A 22,984-nucleotide genomic window follows, 5' to 3' on the forward strand; every position below is an offset into this window, starting at 1 on the left:
ATGTTGGTCGGGCTTTCAGATGCTCAGCCATCATAATTTGAAGCGCTATGGTTAGACCAATTGGGCATTCAGCATTTCTGCCAGGAAAAAGCGGCAAAGCGACCAAGAAGACATCGAAGAGAAAACCTGCATCCAAGAAAGCGTAGAAGGAAAAGACGCAAAGGGAGCAAATCATGACAGACGCAAAGAAAAAGCTTGAAGATGAAGCCGAACAGACAGCCGCGCACGATGAACCAATGGGAAGCGTCGCCGCGGCCGTGCCGCGCGACCGAGGCAACGCCCTCAGTGAGAGCGACAAATGCCCGCCAGACCATGCCCCCGACCACGAAGGCGGCCATGCCACAATCGTTGCGAGCACGGAGTCGCACGTGGCGGACCAGCCTGAGGAGCATTCCAAAAAGCCCATTAAGCCATGACAGTGAGTTCGATTCCTGCAGAGAGCCAGAGCTTTGAGCCTGTCTCAATTCCGGCCAAACGGTTTGCAATAGATTGGCATGAATCGCACGATGGAAAGGCACAACTGAAAGGTATGAAAAACGCTCGATAATTGAATATATGAAGTGTCAATTGGGGCGGCTAGTGGGGATCGAACCCACGACATCCTGAGCCACAGTCAGGCGTTCTGCCGCTGAACTATAGCCGCCATGCAACCCTTTGATTGTACCATTAAATCCAATTTGACTGGCCCCGAAACCTGTATGCCGAACTACCCATCCAAGCTGCCGGAACCATTACAAACTCCAGTAATTTTGCCTCCCGCCAGTGGTCGATGGGGCCGCGGGGCCTGGCTCTTCCGCGATGAAACCCTCCGTCAGCTTGAAGTGCTGCTCGACGAAGCCTTCCGCATTCCCGGCACCAATTTCCGCTTCGGTATCGACGGCATCATCGGCCTCATTCCTGGCCTCGGCGACGTTCTAGCCGGCCTGCTCTCACTCATCATCCCGATCGCCGCATGGATTCGTGGAGTCCCTTACGTCACTCTTTTTCGCATGGCTGTCAACATTGCCATTGGTGTCCTTGTCGGCGCCATTCCCCTTTTTGGAGACATCTTCGACGTTGCCTGGAAGGCCAATCGCCGCAACTATCTCCTGCTCCAGCGTCATCTGCACGAGCCGCGCATGCATACCTGGCGCGACTGGTGCTTTCTCTTGCTGCTCCTCTGCGCGTTGGGCGTCGTCTTCGCCATTCCGATCCTCGTCGTTGCATGGTTATTCGCCCTCCTCTTTGAAGGCCTGCATCCCGCCGCTGTCGCCGTATTTCACGTTACAATCAATAGCAGCGTCGGGGCGTAGCGCAGTCTGGTAGCGCATCTGCTTTGGGAGCAGAGGGTCGGGAGTTCGAATCTCTCCGCCCCGACCATTAGAATCAATCACTTATAAAGGCATAAATATACATAGCTAACCAATATGGGATTGATTCTGTGCGATTAAATAGGAATGGTTTCTTACGCTATTCCCGCCCCCGTACAATGCTCGAAGGCTTCCGGCGCGGTACCCTTCGTTTTGGAACACATCGGACGTTCGCTCTGGATGAGAGACTACACCTCACAAGGATTATTCGCTTTGCTTACTTGCTACTTCGACGACGCCGGTGGCGCGGATCATGGGTATACAGCAGTAGCAGGATGGATTGCGTCGGTAGAACAGTGGGAAGGATTCACCGAAGACTGGCAAGGTCTCTTGTCTGAATATGGACTCGAATCCTTCACTATGAAGGATTGCGCCCAATGGAAAGGAGCATTCAAGTGCTGGTGCGAAGATCAGAGGAAACCATTTATTCGCCGCGCCTGCCAGATTCTCAAGACCCATGTTCAATATGGTTTCGCTTCAATTGTCCAGCATGCGGAATATCGAAGAGTAAACGAAGCATATACACTGAGGGACTACACCAAGAGCGAGTATGCTTTGGCAGGAATTACTGCTGTTGGTGCAGCGAATGATTGGGCTGCAAAGAACCGCCCAGGCGTCCCAATGGAGTGTATTTTTCATCAGGGGACCAAGGGCCACGGAGGTTTAAGCGACCTGATGTTGGAGGAACTTAAATTTACACCCATCTTCCGATCAGCTTGCGAACAAGAGGGACCGCGCCCAGTGATTCCCTTGCAGGTAGCCGATTTCTTGGCTTATGAAGTGCGGAAGGTTCGCAAAGATGACCCAACCGAAACAAGGCCGATTGAGAAACATAGGATGTCTTTAAGAATGCTCATTTCCGTACCCAACGATTGGGGCCAGTACACAGAGCAAGACCTGATTACGATGTGTGAAAGGCATCCGCGTATCAAAAAGCGATCGACAAGCTAAAACCCCCGACTGGCATCGAGGGATTTGGTTAAAACATGAACTTTCTAAAGCGCGTATTGGCATAAAGGAGTGTCGGGTGCAATCACTGGATCTCAATTTGGCTTTCCGCTTGACTTCCATTGTTGAAGCCATGCTTGAACCGCTTCCCCAGGATCGTCTAGATGAGATGTGCCGAGCAGTTCGTCAAAACCTTGAAAGTACCTGTCCGTCTCTGCCTGAGTCGCAGGAGAAACACGAGCAGATTCTAGAACATCGTCCATGCTTGTAACTCCATAGTCTTTGGCAAACTGAATAGCGACTCTGTAAATTACGGTCAAGTGATGGACTTCTTTTAGGCGTTTGATGAGGTACTGAATGAACTGTTTTTGTTCTTGTTCGTTCATGTTCTATTCTCCAACTGCGCTATGATAAATGCCATGAACTCGCAAGCCCACCAAAACTTCGAGAACCTGCTCCGCGCAGTCGTTAAGGCTCCGGTCGAGACGGTCAGAGCCAAGATTGCGGAGGACCGCGCCGAACGAGCAGAGGCAAAGAAGACGGGAGAAACACAAGAGCGAGTGCGCCCTATCGTTTCCCCCGGCCTTGTCTCTTCAACCACTTCGGGACGTTCTTAGAATTCCGTCGTTTTTAACACCTTGCCGGTTAGCTCGGCGTAGGTCAGACGTTGCCCGGCAATCTGTGATAGAGCCAAGCAGAAACGGTCTGCATCTGTAAGCGGATTGTCCCTTGTGGCGCGGTTGTTATAGCGGAATACCTGCTCACCCACGTAACGGTCCAGATGAAAGGGTTCTACGGCCACGTAGGTGCCGCGTAGACCCCTTTTGAGTAGGGACCAGAAGTTCTCAATGCCCTGAGTGTGAATCTCACCGCGCACATACTCGCTTACATGGTTCACAGTTTCATGCACGAATTCTTTGAGGGTTAAAGTGTCGTATCCTGTCGCGCTGTCAGTGTAGACGGTTGATTTCTTTTCGATGTTGTTTAGGATTTCGTTCTGTAAAGTCTCGCGTTTGACGTTGGGAATTACCATTGCGCGAACTTGACGCGCTTCGCGGTCGAGCATCCCCATCACCGGAGTTTTGGAGCGTGGTGCCAACTCACGGTATCTGGCCTGTCTGCGGTCGGCGTGCATCTTGCGAGGGTCGGGGCCAACGAAAGCCTCATCGACTTCGATAGGCCCGTTTCCTTCGCCGCCTATTTTCATCCAAGAGCTATTTGCTAGCGCCTTGCGAATCCGATGCAGCATGAACCATGCCGATTTTTGAGTGACATCCACATTCCGGGCAATTTCATAGCTTGAGATGCCATTCTTGCAATTCGCAATCAGCCAGAGGGCTATCAGCCACTTGTCGAGCTTAATGGGGGACTCTTCGAAGATGGTTCCCACCTTAACCGAATACTGTTTGTTGCACTTACCGTTACGGCACTTCCAGCGCATCTGCTTGGCAAGCCAATAATGCCTGTCACATCCACAAGAGGGGCAAACAGGTTTGCCATCGGGCCAGCGCATTAGGGCAACGGTATCAATGCAGTGCATCGGATCAGCGAAGAATCGGATTGCTGCGGTGAGTGATTTAAGGTCTTCCATTTTCGCCTCTTATGTTTACAGAAACAGAATATCGAATATGAGTTGGTTAGTCAAGTATATTTATGCCCTTATAAAACATCTCCTGAGTAAAAGACCCCAAATCATGGGGATCGAAAAACGGCGATTCCAAAAAACTCCCTACTCCTGGCCCCTTACTGAATCATCCCGACATTGATAGTTCCGAGCGCGTCAACCGCCTTCCGCTTTGCCTCGTCCCTGACATGGGTGTAGTGCTCGACCATCTCATCCGTCACATGTCCTGTGATGGTCTTGAGCGTAGAAAGGGGCGTCTCAGCCTCGACCATGACCGTATTGGCATGGTGGCGAAGATCGTGGATTCTCGCCTTGACGCCGGCAGCCTTCTGCGCCGAAGCCCACGACTTCTTCCACGTCCTCACGGGCTTCGGCGCGAGGCAAGATGGTGCCCTATGACACCGACCTCAAGTAAAATTTTTCCAACGAATGAGCGTCGTTCGCATGTGCCCGAAGACAGACAGTGCCATGCACTTCTGTATCTACAGAAGTGCCGATGCGCCACGCGCGCGCGGCGCTTAGTTCGATTCAACCAGGACATCCTCTTCCAACGAACCGAAGGCGCGGGTTTCGATTGGGGAGATTGGACAATGCTCGACGATCTCAATGCCATAGGCTTCGAGTGCGGCAATCCTGCGAGGATGATCGGTCAGCAGACGGATGCGGCGAATGCCGAGGTCGAGTAGGATTTGAGATCCGACTCCAACTTCACGCTGCATGCGCTGGCTGCGCTCAGGGTTGTCGGAATTTTCCTCTTCATGATGGAATCGAAGTTTATCTGCCCCGAGGATATTTTCAAACGCAAACCCGAGTGAATTCTGGTGCAAATAGATCAGGGCTCCGCGTCCCTCTTCGGCAATTTGCTGCAACGAGCCGCGAATATTTGAGGTACATTCGCACGATGAAGCGTGAAACACATCTCCCGCAAGACAGTGAGCGTGCATTCGCACCAGCACCGGATCGTCAGAACAATTCAGGTCGCCATGCACCAGAGCTACATGGGATTCTCCATCGAGATCGGAGCCATAAGCGATGATCGAGAACTCGCCAAACTCGGTCGGCAAGACAGCGTCGCCCTTGCGATAGATGTAGCGCTCATGGGCCATTCGGTAGCGAATTAATTCCGCCACTGTGATCATCTTCAATGTATGTTCTTTGCAGAAATCAATTAGATCCGGTACTCGTGCCATAGTTCCATCGTCATTCATGATTTCGCAAATAACGCCCGCGGGCGTCAAACCGGCCAGCCGGGTTAAGTCCACGGACGCCTCAGTTTGCCCAGCCCGAACCAGCACTCCGCCGTTTTGTGCTCGTAAAGGGAATACATGGCCAGGGCGGCCAAGGTCGGAAGGATGCGCCTGGGGATCGATTGCACACAGGATGGTCTCGGCACGGTCATGGGCGGAGATGCCTGTAGTGACACCTCGGCACAGGGCATCGATCGACTCTGTGAATGCGGTGCCGAAGCGCGCCGTGTTCTGCATGCTCATCGGCTGCAGACGAAGATAATCCAGACGCTCTGGTGTCATGGCAAGGCAAATGAGCCCTCGACCGTACCTGGCCATAAAGTTGATTGCTTCAGGAGTGATCATTTCCGCCGCCATGGTGAGGTCGCCCTCATTTTCGCGGTCTTCATCATCGACAACCACAACCATTCGTCCGGCGCGAATCTCCTCAATGGCAGTCTGGACGTCAGTAAACGGAGAGTTTCTGTGCATAAGATGACCTCGTTGTCGACACAACCTGACGAAGCGAAAAGGAACCGTTTGCGTCTTGCTTCCTATGCTCCCAGTAGCAAATTGAAACTTGCAGGTATGTTGAACACTGCATGGATTCAATGCTGTCAACTAACGACACTGTAGTGCGCGGAAATTCAGCAGTTGTCAGCGCGCTGTCATCGGATTGTCATGAAGTTGAGGCTGGGGAGTCGCAGCAATCAGCGACTATTTGCAAGGGCGCAGATAATCGCAGTTCTGGCTCAAACGTCTGAATAACGCCAAATGCCGGATCAACCAAGGTATCGATATCAATGAGGAGAATAGGGTGATTGGCTTTCCGGAGCGTATTCCTGACCGTACATATTGGTGTGGGGTATGGTTCTGGCATCCGCTATCGGAGCTTTGAGCACTCCGAGGTCAACCGTATGATCAGAAAAATGCACAGTGCGGCTTAGGCTGTCGAGAAAAGATCGGGGAACCCCTTCAATCCAGACACTTAATTTGTAATCCCCTGGTGGAATGCCGCGAAGAAGGACTGAATCTTTTGAGTCAGCCATTGCGTAGAGGGGCGTGCTGAGAGCTATGACCACAGCACTCATTTCCGGATGGATATTGCAGAAGATATAGGAGATTCCTTCCCGCGAGAAAGTTACCGACTTACTTGAGCCGGCCTCGTAAAGTCCCAGATCGAACCGTTTGCCTTCAAAGAGCGAGAAGACATTGTGAAAGAAAGGATCTTCATTCGGAAACTCGACGACACTGCCAGTAGGAATTATTTGCAGGTGGGGGATGAACGTGCGGTTTTTCTGAAGCAGGGTGTAACGGCCATTCGATGGGAAAGAAAGAGCCGGTGTGCCTGCCAGCGGCTCCAGCCAGATCACGGCTGGCATGGCGCGATGCTTTCCTGGCAGTGAGGAGACGATGTGAAGGTGCAACTCCGCGGATGAGCTTGTTGCAGGGAGATTCTGGGCGTACACGATCCCCGACGCTAATGTAGCAGCGCAGAGAATCCACTTTCCGAATCTCCTTTTCCTTGTCAAAATTTATATTCCGCTCCCAGACCGATGATATTGCTGCCCGCCGGCAGGCCAATGACTGGGGAACTTGCGAGATTTCGATATTCCAGCGAAAACTGTAAATAGGAGCTTGGACTATAAATTATATTCCCGGTATAGGTGCGGTTTCTGGAAAGATTCTGATAGGCGGTGCCACCGGAAACCGCATAATGCCGCAGCTCATCGGAGAAAGCGTTGTCGATTCCGAAGGCAGCATTCAATTCAACTCGTTCGGAAAGCCTCTCCTTCAATTGAGCCCAGCCTCCAACGTCGTCCAATGGACGGAAGTAGAAGCCTGTCGAGTCCGAGTCGACCTTATATGCAAAATCCTTGTAAGCACCCCCTCCAAGGCCCCCCAACGCCTGTCCGCGATAGAAGCTCCCGGTAAATTCCAGACGAGCGGGCAGAAGCAGCCTGGCATCGAGGGTGGCTGCCCAGGAATCGAAGCCGCGACCCAGCACTGTGGAATAGTGAGGCGCAAAATATCCTCCTATCCCAAGATGATCGCGGTTTTCGTTACTACTCACTACAGGTCCCCGAAGCTCAACACGCGCTTCGACACCGGGCCATCGGCTCTCCTCAGCAGTGCTTGGGGAAGTCGCCGTGGGGGCATGTGGCGATAGTGGCGCGTCGCCGACATCGATCAACGCAGCCTGCAGGCGGATACCACCGGAATTGGACGGTCCGAAATCCTGGTTTATACCCACTTGCGGGTTCCACGTCCATAGGTTGCCGGACCATGCCAGCGCTGGTATGGCTACGGCCGTCAGCGAAGTTGGCGCATCGGGACTGAAGATAGGATGATCGAGCGAGAAATAGGCTTCCGTATGTTCCCATTGCAGGCCCGCGTGAGCGGTGCGCAGCCGCAGCAGAGTAGTAGTGGCATCGTAATAGCCGGAATAAGCCGTCGTCGTCGAACTACTGGATGCGGGACTTCCGTCGAAATCAATCCGAATATCTGCGTAACTACGCGCGCCAAATAAATGAGGCCCGCGTGCGTCGATCCCGAGCACTGTTTGGCGCACGGTCGCACCAGTGCTGCCGGGCCCCGAAAGCGCGACTGTCGGGGTCGCGGCCATATCGACTGCGCCCGTATTCACAAAACCGTTCAGCAGCAACAGCCCCGTGACCTTGATCGGATACTTGGATTCACTCTCCACCTTTGATTGTTCCTGGGTAGCAATCTGAGAATCCTGCATTTCCTGGTGCTCGCGAATGTCCTGGATCGCCGCGGAGGTAGCCTCGGGCCTGGCTTGAGAAGAGGAAGGAGGAGCCGAAACTGGACCTGCAGGCGACTGTGTGCCTGCGTTCGCTCCGCTCTGTGCCATCTGACGCTGCAATTCACTCAATTGCTTCCGCATTTCATCCAATTGACGCTGCGATTGTTCCAGTTGAGCCTGCGTGCGCGCCATGGCATCGGTCAAATTCTGGATCTGCTGTGACAGATTCGCCTGAGTGGTGGCCTGTGCATAGGCAAAATTCACAAGAGTTCCGAAAAATATCATAAGGAGAGGCAGGACTCTCCATAAGGCGTGAGTGCTGAGACCGGAACTCCGAGTTTGGCTATGTATGCACATTCTCATCTGGGGTCGCCCGATCACGGTGGTCATCCTCAAATGTATCTGATATATCTTCCGCTGGAAGTTCGCCCACCACTTTCATCTGGAAGATCGTCTCACCGGGACGGCTGCTAAGTAAAATGACCTCTCCTCCGTGCTCAACAGCAATGCGGTGCGCGAGGGTAAGTCCAAGTCCCGTCCCTTTTTGTTTCCCCTCGCTCACGAAGGGCTCGAAGAGGCTCTTGCGAATCTTCTCCGGTACGCCCGGGCCGTTGTCGATTATATTGATGATCATTTGACGTTCCCGCGTCTCCAGAGTGATCACAACTCTGGCTGACGCTCCCGTGGTGCGGACAGCCTGGCAGGCGTTAAGCAGCAGATTTGAGATGGCCCTCTCAATCTGCTTGCCGTCCACAACGACTGCGGTTTCCGTAGGATCGCCATAGTTTGTTGTCAGCGTTACCCCGTCTGCATCGGGATGGGCCCTGACCAGGGCTGTCGCCCGTTCGAGCAAGGTTGCCATCAGCTCTGGCTGCCTCCGAATGCTGGCACCGGTCCGGCTGAAGATCAGCAGCGATTCAATCATATCCGTTGTGCCGTTCACCGCTGACCGGATGTCCCCAAAGATCTCAGCGCGCTCCTTTGCAGAGAAGCGATCTGAAGCCAGAAACTCCGAATTGGCGAATATGGCGGCGAGATAGTGACGGAGATCGTGAGAAACGGAACTCGCCATACGTCCGATCGTTGCAAGCCGCTCGGACTCGAGCACCGTCTGATTCGCTTTCTGGATTTCGCCGCGCATGCGGGCAAAGGCGGTGCTCAACTGCCGTACTTCCTGTGTGCCATAGCGCGGTACACGATGCTCCACGTCCCCTAGGCCAAACGCCCGGACACTCCGGGAGAGCTCTTCGAGCGGACGTGTCACCACCCGCGAGATGACAATCATCAGCATCGTGCCCGAGAGAAGCGCGAGAAGGCCTGCGGCGAGCACCATGCGGTCAATGCGGTTGATCGAGCGCTCGGCAGGTTCAAAGGATTTCAGAACAACCAACTGCAATGGAGACGTAGCCGTTGCGGAGAGATCCTCGGTGGCCGAGAGAAATTGAGCATTTCCCAGCTTCACCCCGGCAGGTCCCCTGGACGCGCTGGAAAGCGTGCCAGATTGCTTTGCCAGACTTGCCTGCACATCTGGCGCAAGCGTGCTGGCTACAATCTGGCCACCGCTCAGAAAAGTCGCTTCGACCCCGGTGGGCTGACTGATCTGGCGCACTGTGCGCTCAATCGAAACGCCGCTCAAGACGTATCCCAACAGGGTTCCATCCTGATCGCTGCCGAAATAGAGCGGACGCAGCGCACAGGCATACAGCGATCCGCCATCAATCAAATAGCGCTTTGTGGAAGACGCCAGGAGAGCCTTCACTCCCTGGCGAAGAGTGTTGTCGGCAGGAGCGTTTTTTGCATAAGCCGCCACAACCCGGCCGCTCGGATCGGCGAGCATAAACAGGTCAGTGCCACTGAGCTGCCAGAACTCGGCGGCTCCATCCTGAATGGTGAGATCGTCCCCACTGGTCATCAGCGCCTTCAGGGTGGGCAGTTCGGCAAGGAGGTCATTTTCGCGCTCAAGGGATCCGAGTCTCTCGGCCTGCAGATTCTGAAATGCAACGACCGAGTGATTCAAGTCCTGGGAAAAATCGTCCGTTACCTGCTCTCTCAACTGGTGGCGAATCAGCAAGAGACTGGTGCCAGTCACCAGGGCGGTTACTAACGCCATCGTGACGACGAGAAGCACGTATGTTCGAAGGCCCTGCTTCTCTCGTGTGCGCGCTCCTCCCCTTATGGCTTCGCCTTCGGGATGAGCATCATGGGACAAATTTGTATCCTGCGCCATAAATTGTCAGCAGATGCTTCGGATCCGCAGGATCCGGCTCCAGCTTTTGGCGCAACTTCAGGATCTGATTATCCACGGTACGGGTCGTCGGGTAAAAGTTATATCCCCAAACCTCGTTCAGCAGAACATCGCGTGTGAGGACGCGCTCGGCATTTTCGGTAAAGAACTTCAGGAGCTTGAACTCATGAGCAGTCAGGACGACAGATCTGCCGCCGCGCCGGACGGTCATTTTCTTAAAGTCGACTTCGCAATCAGCGAAGCGATAGATTGTTGGCGGCGCCGGCTTACGCTGCCTGCGGATGGCCGCCTGAACCCGGGCCGTGAGTTCTCTTGGACTAAAGGGCTTGGTGACGTAGTCGTCGGCCCCCAATTCCAGAAGCAATACCTTATCCGCGACTTCCGTGATCGCGCTGAGCACTACGATCGGAGTCTCAGCGGAAAGGCTCTTGAAGGTTTGACAGAGTTCTCGTCCGGAAATGTTCGGAAGGATCAAATCGAGGACCACCGCAAGCGGCTGCTCGCGGCGAAACAGATCCAGCCCTGTTTGGCCGTCGCCCGCGACAACGGCGGTGTAGCGCTCTTCCGTAAAAATTCTGTGCAGCACCTTTTGCATGCGAGGATCGTCTTCGATGATAAGGATGGTGCCGAGGCTCACCGCTGGTAGAATTTCGTTTTGGGATTCTGTTGCCAATTCTATCTCTTGGATCATGATCTAGACCCTCTGTATTATATTCTGGTCGAGACTGCCCTATTCTAGCTTGAAAATGAGCATGAAATTACAATGGTATGACAATTTTTGCGGGGCTGGGACGGAATTCGCTCTTGTTTGAGCCGATTGAACGCGACTATGCTTCACCTGATCCAACCGCAGCGACTGCTCGGAGCAGCCATAGAAAGAAGAGAATCATACAAATCGAAGACATTCTCGTGACACCTCATTCACCCATATTCGACTTAAATATGTTCTGAGCACATTTCCAGTGAGCAATTTCCGCAGCCTAAAGATGATTGGCAATCGCTCGCTGAGCGTGATTGATCCAAATGCTGTACTTCACGTTGAGGAGGAAGAATCGATGAGCGCGAAGAGTCGCCTTGAGGGAATACTCCTGCAACTTATGAAGGTCGAGAAGGCACACACCTCCAGCGACGCATCGAGACAATACTATGTCGATCTGCATAAGGATCGTTTTTCCGACATACTGCGGCTATGTCAGTTCTATGTTGCCAACCCGTCTGCTCGAGTATTGGACATAGGAAGAAGTGAGCTTACCGCGTATCTCCTGAAGTACTATCCGCACGTAACTACATTGGGATTGGATCTCCATGCCGATGCCGGAGGACACCGGGAAGCGAGCAGTATGGAGACAGTCCCTCATATTACGTTTGACCTATTGAATTCACACCGAGTCGACATTTGGCCAAAATGTAAATCCTTCGAATTGATTGTCTTTTCCGAAGTGTTGGAACACCTTAGCGTTGCTCCAGAGTTTGTGTTCGCTTTTCTGAATTCTCTGCTTGCCGAAAATGGCATCCTCATTTGTACAACGCCGAACGCGGCGGATGTTGCGAAGCGTCTCCGATTGGCCTACGGACGAAATCCGTTTGAACGGCTCCGCCTCTATTCGGCCAACCCCGGACACATCAGGGAATACACACGGCAGGAGCTTTGCGATATCGCGTGCAGCGTCGGACTGCAGTGCATTCGTCAGCTCTATTTTGATTGGCCCCAGAGTCGCGGCGGAAGCCGGATTAAGAGTGCTTGCATGAAACTCATTCGGGCCTATCCTCCATTTCGAGGATCGTCTGTGGCAGTTTTCCGAAGAGTGATGCCATAAGAGAGCGCCCTGTGCCTTGCGAATTCAAAAAGCGCTTTACTCGTGCTTTTCTGAAAAGGGCCGGATAACCTTTGTTTCCGTCAATCCTCAACTTAGGATCGCAAGCCGTGCCGAATCGTCATGAAAGCGATCCGCTCACCACTATAGTTTGGGGTACTTGCTCTTCGGCTATATGCGCATGTTCTATGAGTAGGCTGATCATAACGATTCCCCATAAGGGGAGCGAAATATCAAACCGCTCGGTGTCTGCCATGCCACGCACGAGAATGAACATCAGGAAGGCGAGAAAAAATGCTTTGCGTGGCCCTCGCATGAGCCGATGAATATGCCTATACAGGCTCCAGTAGATGCCCGCGAACAGACACACTCCAACGAGCCCATAGGCATAGAACTGCTGGATCAGTTCATTGTGCGCGTGAGCTGCTTCGAACTGATCGACGCCAAACGGAGGAATCACTTTCCAGGCAGAATTGAATCCATGCCCAATCCACGGCTGCTGGATAGCTTCAGCCAGGAAATAGGCCCAAATTCCAAGCCTTCCAGTCAACGTCTCCGACTGATTGCCGGCATTGCTATAGATGTCGTAGTAAGAAGCTAATAGACCCGAGAATATCGTCACCACTGCGGCAGCGGCGACAGTGATCAGAATTTTGCTTCTGCGGCTTATTGATTTGTCCCTAATCAATAGGAACCCCTCGCCGACCAAAAATGCGGCAATTGTTGTCTTGCTGAGAGTTCGAAGCAGCGTAACTGCAAGCACGACGGCCAGCGTACCCAGCTTCGCTCTCTTTTCCCGTATGAGGTATTGCGCGAAGAAAAAAGCGAAGGCACAGACGTACCCGATCTGGTTGGGCCCCAGAAGTTCATCGTCGCCAAGGCGGAGGTCCGATTGTGCGGGCATGAGCCATGCAATGATAGCCACCGTGCATGCGCCCCATATAAAGCCCTTCATCAATGAGTCAGAGACATCCAGGAGCGGTCCGGCACGAAGCAGCATAACGACAATTGCAAAATCCGCAGCCATGGCACACCAATATGCCAAAGAATCAGGGAGCGATGCCGTACTGCTCCATAGCAGACTGCAGCAGGAGAAACCGAGAAAAAGCAACGCCCACCGTATGCTTGTCAGTTTTGTCATTTTCCGGAACGGATAGCGGACTTGCCCGATCGCGCAAAATGCAGTCGCAAGCAGGAGGAAACAATCGAGCGCAATGTTTATTACAGTTCCGGTTTGCGGGTCTGCCCCAAAGATGCGCACCGATACGAGCACGGTGATGACCCGGAAGGCGAAATAGAAGCCGACTGCAGAGGCCACGCCGCCCACCGACGACTTGCTGCGCGGGTCATTCTCCAGACTATCGATGTTTGGCGACATGCTTCCTCGATAAAAGAATCGGATAAAGCGCCGGATGAACTTTTCGGAGGCATCAATCCGCTATCGCTCTCTCGCCGGTGTGCTTCGCCTCACCTAATGCGTATACATATCTGGCGTTCCCAGGCTGCCCGCGGGCGGCAAGTGGCGCAAGAATGCCACGATCGACCACAGTTCATCGTCACTCAGAGTTCCCTTGGAACCGGGCATTCCGGAAGGCGTGATTCCATAGTCGAGAATCCACTTTAGCTGTCCATCCGTGTAACTCTGCACATCGGGGGAGGCGAGCGACGGAATGGGAGGAGATATATGGTCGATGAATGGGACGCCCGTGTTTTGGCCGTCCATCCCGTGGCAGGCCACACAATAATGCGAGAAGGCCTCCTTGCCATCTGCCCAGGTCTCCGGCGTATTGGGCAACGGGTTCTTCTGGCTCTTATTGCGGATAAAAAAGTGGTGCTTGGCGTAAGTAATAGTCTTTGTCTCCAGTTTTCCTGGAGGACTCGCCTTGCACCCTGCCAATCCGATGAGGCAAGCGGCGGCGATAGCAACAAAGAGAACGCGCATTGTTACTCCACCACATGCAACTTCAAGGTCATCATGCCGTGACCAGAGCCGCAAAAGACGGAGCAAACGCCGACGAAATCCCCGGTCTTGTCCGGTGTAAACTGCGCCTCTGCTGTGCCACCCGCATTAACCTTGATATTGACATTGAGATCGCGGAAACGAAGTCCGTGGGCAACATCCGCACTCTTCAACACGAGCACTACCGGTTCGCCTTTTTTGAGAGTGATCTCGCCGGGATCAAAGGAGAACCGTTTGGATACAATGTCGATTCGCCGGGGTGCAGCAGCCTGAGCCCGAGCCGTTGGTGCAAAGAATGCCGTTGTTGCCAGCAGTGCTGCCAGCAGAGCCGGCAACATGAACTTCCTTTTCATAATCCCTCCAAGAACATATTTGTGACACAGGAGTTTCCAGGCGATTGGCTGCCCAAGGCTATTCGTCTCGACCCTATCCACTGGCAACCCTCTACACACCGTAACGACGTATGATGAATCAGTTGTCACATACCCGTTACTCAATTGTCGGAATGCTGTCATTTGAAACTGCGGCGGGTCCTGGCAAAGCGCACCTTAAGGGTTAAGGAACCGTAACAGGGCCTTATAGTCGGCATCGCTAAGGTTGGCGCGTACCCGCATGTGCATGGCGATTGTACCGGAGACACGCTGTGAGAATCCTTCCGGCGCGTTGTGGCATCGAGAGCAGTTTTGGTCGAATACCTGCTGTCCTCGGTTAGGACTCACGGTATGAACTGCCTTCGAAGGTGTTTTGCTCTGGGGCTGTTGCGGCGGCGAACTCTTTGCCTGGCCCATAGCTGCGGTGGCAGCGAGCAGTAGAAGGCCCCACGTTAGTCGTGCGAAGTGCTTCATTGTTGCTCCTTGTAAGCATAAGAATGTGACAAAACCAGAAAAACTTACTGCACCAGCACTGAGTAAAGTGTAGGAGTCACCGGACAACCGTGCGCTCTTTTTGCGCGGTTAATTGATGCCACACAAATACAGCCTAATGCTGCGGCTGCGGCTGCATGTCACGAAACCGTCTGAAGTTTGTCACTGGATTGTCTCGGAAAATGACAAGGAACCAACGAGACTCTGAGCCTCCTCAGTTGCAGGTACAAGAGCCCGAAGAACTGACCTTCGTGGAGCAGAAACCGATCACGACAGGAGGTCCAGGCGACTTGATGCAGCTGGCCCTGCCCAAAGCGGAAGACTGTATGCCCAGCGATGAGCTGGGGATGGTGGGCGCCGGTTTGTTTGTACTGTCGTAGCTGATGTCGATGGTTGATTGGTGTGAGTTCTCTATGGTGTACGGCCACTCGGTTGTGAAATTCCCGTCCGGAAGCCGGCCTCGATAGCTCGTTACCTTGTCTCCTGCAAAAACTCCGCCCGTGCCCTTCAGAATGAATCCACTTGCGGATCTGGAAGATGCGGCCGGGTTGCTTTTTACATACCCGTTGGAATCGGAAACGCATCCAATGAATTCATTGTCATTGCCGTTGTCAGAGAAACCGCTGGTATAGTTATCTTCCGTTTCAACCGCGGCAATTATGTTGCGAAAGCCGGACACAAACATCCCGGCTTCGGAGCTGTTGGTGAATCCATTCCAGATCACCTCTCCCGAGATAAAACGATCGTTCGCGCCGTCGACATGAATGCCGGCTGTCCCATTGCGTTCGATCTCGAAGTTTGAGAAGCCGCTGTTCGTTCCTTCGGTATAGAGGCCATAGACGCCGTTATCGAAGGAATAGAAGTTGTCGAAGAACAGCATGTAATTGAAGGCCTTGATATGAATGCCGTCAACCGAACAATGGGAGAACATGACTTCTTCTACATGGCCCCACTTTTGCGCATTGACCGGCGCTCTTCGCTTGTTCGCCGTGTTCCATTCCGCCGGCTGGGTCGAAGTCGGAGCCACGGAAAAGCAATTTCCGGTTCCGCCTCTTGCAGAGTTTCCATCGAGCGTGAGGCCATAGAGGCTGAAATTGAACGTATCGATGGGAACGGTCAGAACATCTGACGCAGTGTGAGGCTTGAGCAGGATGACTGACGTCCCCCACCCATCTCCTTTCATACTCACGTATGATTTGAGCGTAATCCCTGTTGTGATATAGACGCCCGCAGGAAAGTACAGAACGCATCCATTGTTTGGAACTGCACGGGTTGTGCAAGCGGTCATTGCAGAGTTGATCGCCGTAGTATCGTCTGCAACTCCATCGGCTTTGGCTCCATAGCTGACGACATTGATCCAGGGTGACCCTGCGTGCGGGGCGCCGGTCGACGTTTCGTTCGGAGAAGACGCTGTCTGGGCATAGATGCAGGCACTGAACCAGATTGCATGCACCAGGAAGATACGGAAAAAAGTGGAGATGCGTTTCACTGCTCGTCTTTCCTCGTCGGTACAATCAACGGTCGTGATGAACTGCATGTGCGATTGGGATGTCGGAAAGTGCGACGGGTTTATTTTCCTGTGAGGGTAAGGTAAAGTTTGGGGCCGAGGAACCCACCGGCGCCAGATCAGCGAAGGCCACATTGGGCGTAAGGGCTATAATTGCCGCGAGAGCGCCGGCGCAGGCGCAGGCGATTCCGATACCGCGGGGTCGAAACATCGACACCTCCAGGCTGCGGTGCTTCGGCTTACCTGCCGCTTGCCGGCTATGATCTTACGTCTCCGTCACGGGCCAATTGTCACCGTAATGTCTTCATTGAACGTTTAGTCGCCAGCACTAACGGCGTCTATCGAATCGCAACAGAAGAGACGATAAAGACTTCGATTGCTTCTCGAGTTGAGTTCTGCGGCCAGGACTGATTGGTCAAAGGATCGCCTGAAACCCGGCAAGCCGCGGCTGCTCCGTTGACATTTTGCTGACATTTCAACGACTGAAGCCTGACAACTCCGAACCGCATCCGTTGATAGGCTTGAGTCGTGAGGATTTAAGTGACCATACGTCCCATCAATGCTGCTGGGGTCGAAGACTCTGCTCCTGTCGGTGGGACTCTCGGGGTAGCAATGAGGCTTCTGGGCAATCGGCAGCGGATCGCGCTTGCGCTGCTGACGCTAGAGAGAATCGCGGTGGGCTTATGCGATCTTGCCGTTGCCGCCGCGATGTATCTACTGTTCCTCCTCCTGCAGGACCGCTTGCCGGCACACAATTTGTGGTGGATGCCAAAGACGACCCTCTCGGCTGCGGTCATTACATCCATCCTGGTTGTTCTCCGCGCCTTGATGGATCTCTTCTCGGCACGCTCTGTTATTCGAGAGATACAGAAGCTCTATACAGATCTGCTTCTGCGGTTGACACAGGGCTATAACGAGATGCACTGGGCGAGATTCGTTGAGTCTAATCGCAGTGAACTGTCGAACCACGCTATTTATACTGCGCGCGAAGCCGCCGAGTTCTATCAGCGCTGCATTGAGCTAACCGCGGCTGTGGTGATCGTAGTCGCCATGACCGCTGCTCTTGTGTACCAGAGTCTGATTGCTGCGTGTGGCTTCGCCCTTGCGCTCGGTACATTTTATGGAATGCATCGCCTGTTCATCCGTGGCACGCTCCAACAGGCGGCGGAACGTCGCGAAGCATCGCTCCGTATGCTCCAGAGGAACCTTGCGGATATATTCTCGTCCGGGAAGGAGATTCGCACTTATAGAAATCATGAGTTCTTTCATGATCGGATTCAAAAGCAGGCGCAACATGTAGCGGCCAGCAATCTGCGTATAAGGTTTCTTCCTCAGATTGCGAGCAGCATGGCTGATCAAGGCGCGGTGCTGCTTTTTCTCTGCATTATTGCGGCTGTTCAAATACGTCAGGGAGATGCGCGCCAAATACTGTCCCTTCTGGCATTTTATTTTGTGCTTTCTCGACGGTTGATTCCCCTTATTAGCCAGATCTCAATCACCGCCGGCCAGATGGAAGGTTCTTACGAGAACGTAAGAATAGTGGAGGCCGAGTTGGACGAGTGTCGAAGACACCGCGTACACGAATTGCCGATACACCTGCCGGACGCGGGCTTCGTCGTGCAGTTGAAAGAAGTGAGCTTTTCATTCCGTGAAGATGTGCCGATCCTGAGAGGCGTGAACCTTTTTCTGCGTGAGGGCGAGACGGTTGTGCTGCACGGATCGTCCGGAATCGGCAAAAGCTCTCTCCTGAACCTGATCGCCGGTGTATCCCAACCGACAATGGGTATGATCCAGGTCGACCGCGCGAATATCGCGTATGTGCCACAGGAGATTGCCCTGCTGGACGACACGATACGGAATAATCTGCTCTTTGGGCTGCCGGATAAAAGCGAAGAGGAACTGATGACGGCGCTTACGACCGCACAGTTGGGCGATTTTGTGGCTGCCCAACCATTCGGGCTGGATACCGGCGTCGGCGATAACGGAGCGTTATTTTCGGGTGGCCAGCGACAAAGGTTGGGTCTTGCGCGTGCCATCTTGCGCGGGGCGCGATTACTGCTGCTGGATGAAGCAACTTCCGCTCTGGACGAGAAGAATGAACGACAGATACTAGAGAATCTCAGTACCTCCGGAATGGCAGTCGTGCTTGTAACGCATCGTGTCCTGGCTCAGGCTTTCGTTCACCGTGTCTTCCGTCTTCAGGGAGGGTGCCTGATTGAAGAATTCCCCGCGATGATAGCGGGCACGAGCAGACAATGACTTCCGGGATCGAATACGATCACCTACATCTCGTGTTGCGTTACGGCTTTGGATGGAGAGTTTCTATTTTGGCAATTGCCCATGCTGCGAGAGCAGCATCCGGGCCATTCATGGCTCGCAGGGCCTGAAGGCTGTCGACCGAGTTTGTGTCCCCTTGCCAGGCCACGATCCGAATAGCCCTCTGGCGCACGTCCTCATTCGTGCTTTGAAGGTCCTTGCGCACATCCGGAAGAACCGCTGGACCGGCCTTCACGAGCATCCACTCAGCGCGATCTGCAACTTGCGGATCGCTTGATTCGAGTGCCTGCACAGCAGGTGTAGCATCCGGCCCGATGCGGTCCCACATTTGAAATCCAGCCACAATCCCATCCAATTGCGAGAAGCTCTTGTCCGGTTGGAAAGCCAACGATTCCAACACACGCGTCGCCTCGCTGCCGCGGAGAGCAGATATCGCTCGCACCATTTCCATCTGGCATTTGAAGGACTTCATAACAGCAGCGATCTCCGGCTGTGTAAACGTCTGAGATGTGCCGCTTTGCATATGGCGATCGTAAATAACTTTCTCGGCCGCAATCTCCTTTCGTAGTTGTGCTGGGACGACCTTGACGGCGAGTTCCGGCTGGTGGCGCGCGAGCGCGACTGCAGCTCCTCCTCGTACTCCGGGATCGTCATTCGACAGCAGCAGAAGTAACTTTTCCGCGCTCACGTTGCCCGGAGCGCGTCCCAACGCCAGCAAAACCGCCTGCAACACCTCAGAATCCTTGTCTCCCAGGAGCGGCAGTAGAACGCTTGCAGGGGCATTCATCATGCCCATAGCCCAGGCCGCATTTTCGCGCACATCGGCATGTTCCGATCGCAGAGCACTTGCAAAGACCTCATGAGACGCCTCCGGGCGCGCCGTCACCAGAGCAAGTGCCGCGGCGCGAGAAACAGGATTGTCCGAATCGAGTAACCAGCGCGCAAAATCCTCCTGCAGCGGGAATCCTCTGTAAAGGGACAACTCTTGGATGGCCGCGATCCGGGCGCCACTCTGGCCAGAATCAGCCTTAAGAGTCAGTTCGCGCAGCCGGCGCTCTACCGGCCTGCCGACCGCGTCTGCGCCGAGCCGCGGGTAGTCTACATTGATGCCATCCGCTCCGGCCGCAACGGCGGCCTTCATTCCAGCCAGATCCATTTCATGACCGTTAGCCGAAAAATTTACGACTACAGCCTTTCCCTGGCTGTGATACTCCTTCATCTGCTCTGCCGTCACTCCCGGCGGAACCCAAACGGTTCCGTCGCCGACATCGGTCGCCTTCGGATACAGCTTCTTCACATCTGCCCATTCACCGTTGAACTGAACCCGCTCCATCATGCCTTCACGCTGTAATATCTGCAGAACGTCAGCGCCAATATCCTTGTCCTTGATGTCCAGAACCAGCCGGATATCCCGCTCGCGTGCCAGGCGCAGCGCGTCTTCGAACAATACGATGTGCAGGCCGGTAAATCTTTCGCCCATCCAGTTGCCAGCGTCGAGTAGCCGCAGATTGCCGTAGTAGCTGGTCTCCACATCTCCGGCTCCATTGGTAAGCCGTTCAAGAATGCCGTCGTGATTCAGCACGATCTTTCCGTCGAGCGTCCGGCGAAGGTCGATCTCCACCACGTTGCACCCCAGCAGAGCCGCCTGTTCCAGTGACTCAAGCGTATTTTCGGGCATGTCTTCGCTCGCAGTGCGATGGCACAACAACTGCACGCCTCCCGGCAACAAGACACCAGCGTAGGCAAACTGTGCAACGGGCAACATAAGCAGCGCGATCATGAGGTGCTTCGTCATATTCTCCCTTTGGTTACTGTACGGAACGGCTATCATGTACGAATTCGTCTAACGCGATTTTCTTATGGAGGCATGCCGCACCGGCGCAAACAGAAAGCGCAACTGAGTCGCATTTCAATCTGCGAAGCGGCCAGTTAGCGTGTTTCACAGTCCGGATACCCGCGGGTTGCTGCGAGTTGGGAAGCCTTTTCCAATGCTATGGCAGCAATTCTCATCCTGCGATTGCTTTTGGGGTAACTCGCGCTTGCGGAGAAATAAAAGCGAGAAACAACAGCGCTGCGACCAGCGCGACTGCGGAGATTCCAATCAGCACAGGCGGATACCCGAATCGCGCGAAAAGGATGCCAGCGCCCGCGGTTGCTGCCGATCCAATCAGCGCATTGCAGAAGAGTGTCATCGCCGCGGCATTACTGCGATCGGCGTCCAGAGTCTTATCCATCAGCAGGTTGTAAAGCCCTGGTGAACTCATCCACTGTGCGGCGGAAAATACGAGGTAGAGTGCGATGGCAAGTCCTCCGTTTCGTGTCCCGGCCATGGAGACGAGCAGAAGAGCCGCGGCAATCTGTGTAACGGTGATGCCCTTTACTAAACCCAACACACGAAAAACGACAGGAGCTATGAGCCCCATACACAGCTGCACCACTTGCGCCACAGAAAAGATCAGGCCTATCTGCGTCATAGGAATGTGCAGATTGCGTGATAGATAGACATTGGCGAACGGATTAAACGCGGCGAGCACCGCAGACCAGAGGGCCATCAACGGAAGGAATCGCCGCAGGAAAGGATTGAGGTTCCATTCGCGTAACCAGTGCCTATTTTCGTTCGCAGTCTTTTCCTTCGACTGCGATGGCATCCGCAACTGCAAGGCCGGAATTAGCCCCAGCAGAACTATGCCGCAAGAGACCAGCAGAAGGAGTCGTTTCGTTTCAGCGGCCTGCATCGCAATGCCTGCCATGCCGAACCACTGACGAAGATAGCCGCAAACAATCCCGCCTAACATGCCAGTGCCAACACTCGTGGAAAAGATCAGGCTGAATGCCGCGGTGCGGTTCCGTTCCGTTGTAAGGCTGCCTATTCCTGAAAGGAAGCAAACGCCCCAGCAAGACAATGCGAGGCCCGCCAGAAATGCCAAGCCGATCTGCGCAGGTTCCCAAATCCATAACGCACGAAACGCATTCAAGACTGGAGCGCTGATAAAAAGAAAGATCAGCAGAGGCCTCAAGCCGATTCTTCGCGCCAGCGCTCCGGCTGGCAATGTCCCTACCAGCGATCCCAGCGTCATCGCTCCACCAATCAACCCCATCGCCCGCTCATCGAAATGGCAATCCAGCAGGTACAGGTTGAACAGGAAAAAGTAGACCGAGAATCCAGCATCGAAGAAGAAAGCTGCCGAAAAGAATATCCAGTAGCCTCGGCTCAGATTTTTCTGCCGGAACCACGTGGAAGGACTCTTCCAAAAGGAAACAGCATGCACTCCGTCCGGCGGGGCTTCGAACCGAACATCCATCAGCGCCCCTCGCGTACCAGAGTTCGCAATCGATCAATCGCCCAGTCCAGTTCGGAGTAACGGAGCTCGAAGACCTCTCCGACCAGGAGCCGCTCAATTGCTTCGTATTGCCTGGCAAGCGATTCCGCGGACCCATAAAGCGTTTGCCGCATAAATTGCCTGGCCACGTCTTTTCGGTACGGCACGAGTCGAGGAGGATCATCTGACCTGCGATTCAGGAACACGATGAAATCGACGCGTGTTGTCTGCGCAGTTCTTACGTGTGCCATCGACGCGGTCTGCAGCTCGAAGGAGGGTTTGCCTGCCGCGCGTGGAGTAATCTCCAGGCCGGCAACTTCGGGGAATAGGGTTGCCGCTGTTGGCCGAAAGCGCACCCGGTGACAGTTTCCAGTCACGATCCGGTCGGTTCCGCCGTTCAGCAGGAAGCTTCCATCGTCGCTTATATAACTCCATCCGGCGCGGGCACAGGCATACGATAGCGTGGACTTGCCGGCGCCCGAATCGCCGCACAAAAGTACGCCTCTGCCATCCAACGCTACGCATCCCGCATGGATAGGTGTCGTATATCGGGTCGCCACGCAGTAAATGGCCGTTCCCAGCAGAAAATACTGCGCGTACAGGGGATAGCGCAGCGCACTACGTGAGATCGTAATATTTGTCTGGCAATGTTCCAGATCAACGACACTGTAGTTATTCGCATCCGCCACGCACATGATCTGGGGCAGCATGATGCGGTGTGTCGGCTCCGGAGGGCACTCCATCGAATCGCTCTCCACAAGCTGCACGTCGCATCGCATTGGCTCAGTATCATGCTGTCTTTCAAACTTTCCCCATATCTCTCGCATCTGTTCGAGAACCTGATCGGAATTCGTCCTTATCTCTATCGGAAAGCCAAATGGATATAACATCGCCCCCAGCGAAAGCTCGGGCCCCTCCATCACATGCTTGGGAAGCTGCACCCGCTGCGAAGCATTGCATGCTGTCTCGAGTTCTTTAATCGTCAACATCGTCCATCTCCACATTGACCTAGGGCTTGATCCGCGTGGTCAACCAGCCGCTTCGTCACGCTGGTCTGCAACGCGCTGTAATTCGCTATAAAAAC

General features: G+C 54.0%; 20 protein-coding genes and 2 tRNA genes. 6 read left to right on the forward strand and 16 right to left on the reverse strand.

Features of this window, described 5'->3' with window-relative positions:
• Positions 1-173 precede the first annotated feature (173 nt).
• The gene (locus tag ABSG47_RS00520) at positions 174-416 is read left to right on the forward strand and encodes a hypothetical protein (RefSeq protein ID WP_424164965.1); all 243 of its coding nucleotides are present in this window, start codon (positions 174-176) and stop codon (positions 414-416) included.
• A gap of 152 nt (positions 417-568) precedes the next feature.
• On the opposite strand, the gene ABSG47_RS00525 is transcribed toward ABSG47_RS00520, so the two are convergent.
• Positions 569-643 (reverse strand) — tRNA-His (locus tag ABSG47_RS00525).
• A 55-nt stretch (positions 644-698) separates the two neighbouring features.
• On the opposite strand from ABSG47_RS00525, the gene ABSG47_RS00530 reads away from it, so the two are divergent.
• From ABSG47_RS00530 to ABSG47_RS00540, 3 genes are all read left to right on the forward strand, one after another.
• Positions 699-1,292 (forward strand): DUF4112 domain-containing protein, encoded by a 594-nt coding sequence (locus ABSG47_RS00530; RefSeq protein ID WP_424164968.1) that lies wholly within the window; start codon positions 699-701, stop codon positions 1,290-1,292.
• Positions 1,283-1,359, forward strand: a tRNA-Pro gene (locus ABSG47_RS00535). The genes ABSG47_RS00530 and ABSG47_RS00535 overlap by 10 nt, the downstream gene beginning before the upstream one ends.
• Positions 1,360-1,529: 170 nt before the next feature.
• Entirely contained in the window at positions 1,530-2,300 is a 771-nt protein-coding gene (locus tag ABSG47_RS00540) for a hypothetical protein (RefSeq protein ID WP_424164971.1), read from the forward strand.
• A 92-nt stretch (positions 2,301-2,392) separates the two neighbouring features.
• Here ABSG47_RS00540 and ABSG47_RS00545 read toward each other — a convergent pair whose 3' ends face one another.
• From ABSG47_RS00545 to ABSG47_RS00580, 8 genes are all read right to left on the reverse strand, one after another.
• Positions 2,393-2,683, reverse strand: a complete 291-nt coding sequence (locus tag ABSG47_RS00545) for a hypothetical protein (protein WP_424164973.1) — start codon at positions 2,681-2,683, stop codon at positions 2,393-2,395.
• Positions 2,684-2,910: 227 nt separating this feature from the next.
• Positions 2,911-3,888, reverse strand: coding sequence for an IS1595 family transposase (locus tag ABSG47_RS00550; RefSeq protein ID WP_424164976.1), 978 nt, complete (start codon positions 3,886-3,888; stop codon positions 2,911-2,913).
• 152 nt (positions 3,889-4,040) lie between these two features.
• Complete coding sequence (locus tag ABSG47_RS00555; protein WP_424164979.1) at positions 4,041-4,286, reverse strand: tyrosine-type recombinase/integrase; 246 nt, start codon at positions 4,284-4,286, stop codon at positions 4,041-4,043.
• Positions 4,287-4,439: 153 nt separating this feature from the next.
• Complete coding sequence (gene ribB / locus ABSG47_RS00560; protein WP_424164982.1) at positions 4,440-5,639, reverse strand: 3,4-dihydroxy-2-butanone-4-phosphate synthase; 1,200 nt, start codon at positions 5,637-5,639, stop codon at positions 4,440-4,442.
• A 308-nt stretch (positions 5,640-5,947) separates the two neighbouring features.
• Positions 5,948-6,529 (reverse strand): cupredoxin domain-containing protein, encoded by a 582-nt coding sequence (locus ABSG47_RS00565; protein WP_424164984.1) that lies wholly within the window; start codon positions 6,527-6,529, stop codon positions 5,948-5,950.
• Positions 6,530-6,675: 146 nt separating this feature from the next.
• A complete protein-coding gene (locus ABSG47_RS00570) occupies positions 6,676-8,178 on the reverse strand; it encodes a hypothetical protein (RefSeq protein WP_424164987.1) in 1,503 nt (500 codons plus the stop codon).
• A gap of 79 nt (positions 8,179-8,257) precedes the next feature.
• A complete protein-coding gene (locus ABSG47_RS00575) occupies positions 8,258-10,123 on the reverse strand; it encodes an ATP-binding protein (RefSeq protein WP_424164989.1) in 1,866 nt (621 codons plus the stop codon).
• Entirely contained in the window at positions 10,113-10,850 is a 738-nt protein-coding gene (locus ABSG47_RS00580) for a response regulator transcription factor (protein ID WP_424164992.1), read from the reverse strand. The genes ABSG47_RS00575 and ABSG47_RS00580 overlap by 11 nt, the downstream gene beginning before the upstream one ends.
• 271 nt (positions 10,851-11,121) lie before the next feature.
• Between ABSG47_RS00580 and ABSG47_RS00585 the strand changes: the two genes are divergently transcribed.
• The gene (locus tag ABSG47_RS00585) at positions 11,122-11,976 is read left to right on the forward strand and encodes a methyltransferase domain-containing protein (RefSeq protein WP_424164994.1); all 855 of its coding nucleotides are present in this window, start codon (positions 11,122-11,124) and stop codon (positions 11,974-11,976) included.
• A gap of 118 nt (positions 11,977-12,094) precedes the next feature.
• Here the strand turns inward: ABSG47_RS00585 and ABSG47_RS00590 are convergent, their stop codons facing one another.
• From ABSG47_RS00590 to ABSG47_RS00605, 4 genes are all read right to left on the reverse strand, one after another.
• Positions 12,095-13,351, reverse strand: a complete 1,257-nt coding sequence (locus ABSG47_RS00590) for an O-antigen ligase family protein (protein WP_424164997.1) — start codon at positions 13,349-13,351, stop codon at positions 12,095-12,097.
• 93 nt (positions 13,352-13,444) lie between these two features.
• On the reverse strand, positions 13,445-13,915 hold the full coding sequence (locus tag ABSG47_RS00595) for a c-type cytochrome (RefSeq protein ID WP_424165000.1): 471 nt from the start codon (positions 13,913-13,915) through the stop codon (positions 13,445-13,447).
• A 2-nt stretch (positions 13,916-13,917) separates the two neighbouring features.
• Entirely contained in the window at positions 13,918-14,271 is a 354-nt protein-coding gene (locus tag ABSG47_RS00600; RefSeq protein ID WP_424165002.1) for a cupredoxin domain-containing protein, read from the reverse strand.
• 739 nt (positions 14,272-15,010) lie between these two features.
• Entirely contained in the window at positions 15,011-16,285 is a 1,275-nt protein-coding gene (locus ABSG47_RS00605; protein ID WP_424165004.1) for a glycosyl hydrolase family 28-related protein, read from the reverse strand.
• 1,068 nt (positions 16,286-17,353) lie between these two features.
• Here ABSG47_RS00605 and ABSG47_RS00610 point away from each other — a divergent pair.
• Complete coding sequence (locus ABSG47_RS00610) at positions 17,354-18,562, forward strand: ATP-binding cassette domain-containing protein (RefSeq protein ID WP_424165006.1); 1,209 nt, start codon at positions 17,354-17,356, stop codon at positions 18,560-18,562.
• Positions 18,563-18,602: 40 nt separating this feature from the next.
• Here ABSG47_RS00610 and ABSG47_RS00615 read toward each other — a convergent pair whose 3' ends face one another.
• From ABSG47_RS00615 to ABSG47_RS00625, 3 genes are all read right to left on the reverse strand, one after another.
• The gene (locus ABSG47_RS00615; protein ID WP_424165009.1) at positions 18,603-20,375 is read right to left on the reverse strand and encodes a glycerophosphodiester phosphodiesterase family protein; all 1,773 of its coding nucleotides are present in this window, start codon (positions 20,373-20,375) and stop codon (positions 18,603-18,605) included.
• Positions 20,376-20,586: 211 nt separating this feature from the next.
• Positions 20,587-21,882 carry an MFS transporter gene (locus ABSG47_RS00620; protein WP_424165012.1) on the reverse strand — a complete coding sequence of 432 codons (1,296 nt, stop codon included), beginning with the start codon at positions 21,880-21,882 and terminating at the stop codon, positions 20,587-20,589.
• Positions 21,882-22,889: an HPr kinase/phosphorylase gene (locus ABSG47_RS00625; protein WP_424165014.1), complete on the reverse strand. Its 1,008-nt coding sequence runs from the start codon at positions 22,887-22,889 to the stop codon at positions 21,882-21,884. The genes ABSG47_RS00620 and ABSG47_RS00625 overlap by 1 nt, the downstream gene beginning before the upstream one ends.
• Between the last annotated feature and the right edge of the window lie 95 nt (positions 22,890-22,984).

Source organism: Occallatibacter sp. (assembly GCF_049510455.1).
Taxonomy (GTDB): domain Bacteria; phylum Acidobacteriota; class Terriglobia; order Terriglobales; family Acidobacteriaceae; genus Telmatobacter.

Coding starts and splice junctions, on each gene's coding strand:
- ABSG47_RS00625 (WP_424165014.1), bottom strand. CDS start 22,889: ATGTTGACGATTAAAGAACTCGAGACAGCATGCAATGCTTCGCAGCGG.
- ABSG47_RS00600 (WP_424165002.1), bottom strand. CDS start 14,271: ATGTTGCCGGCTCTGCTGGCAGCACTGCTGGCAACAACGGCATTCTTT.
- ABSG47_RS00550 (WP_424164976.1), bottom strand. CDS start 3,888: ATGGAAGACCTTAAATCACTCACCGCAGCAATCCGATTCTTCGCTGAT.
- ribB (WP_424164982.1), bottom strand. CDS start 5,639: ATGCACAGAAACTCTCCGTTTACTGACGTCCAGACTGCCATTGAGGAG.
- ABSG47_RS00615 (WP_424165009.1), bottom strand. CDS start 20,375: ATGACGAAGCACCTCATGATCGCGCTGCTTATGTTGCCCGTTGCACAG.
- ABSG47_RS00565 (WP_424164984.1), bottom strand. CDS start 6,529: ATGCCAGCCGTGATCTGGCTGGAGCCGCTGGCAGGCACACCGGCTCTT.
- ABSG47_RS00610 (WP_424165006.1), top strand. CDS start 17,354: ATGACCGCTGCTCTTGTGTACCAGAGTCTGATTGCTGCGTGTGGCTTC.
- ABSG47_RS00530 (WP_424164968.1), top strand. CDS start 699: ATGCCGAACTACCCATCCAAGCTGCCGGAACCATTACAAACTCCAGTA.
- ABSG47_RS00520 (WP_424164965.1), top strand. CDS start 174: ATGACAGACGCAAAGAAAAAGCTTGAAGATGAAGCCGAACAGACAGCC.
- ABSG47_RS00580 (WP_424164992.1), bottom strand. CDS start 10,850: ATGATCCAAGAGATAGAATTGGCAACAGAATCCCAAAACGAAATTCTA.
- ABSG47_RS00545 (WP_424164973.1), bottom strand. CDS start 2,683: ATGAACGAACAAGAACAAAAACAGTTCATTCAGTACCTCATCAAACGC.
- ABSG47_RS00540 (WP_424164971.1), top strand. CDS start 1,530: ATGAGAGACTACACCTCACAAGGATTATTCGCTTTGCTTACTTGCTAC.
- ABSG47_RS00595 (WP_424165000.1), bottom strand. CDS start 13,915: ATGCGCGTTCTCTTTGTTGCTATCGCCGCCGCTTGCCTCATCGGATTG.
- ABSG47_RS00590 (WP_424164997.1), bottom strand. CDS start 13,351: ATGTCGCCAAACATCGATAGTCTGGAGAATGACCCGCGCAGCAAGTCG.
- ABSG47_RS00620 (WP_424165012.1), bottom strand. CDS start 21,882: ATGGATGTTCGGTTCGAAGCCCCGCCGGACGGAGTGCATGCTGTTTCC.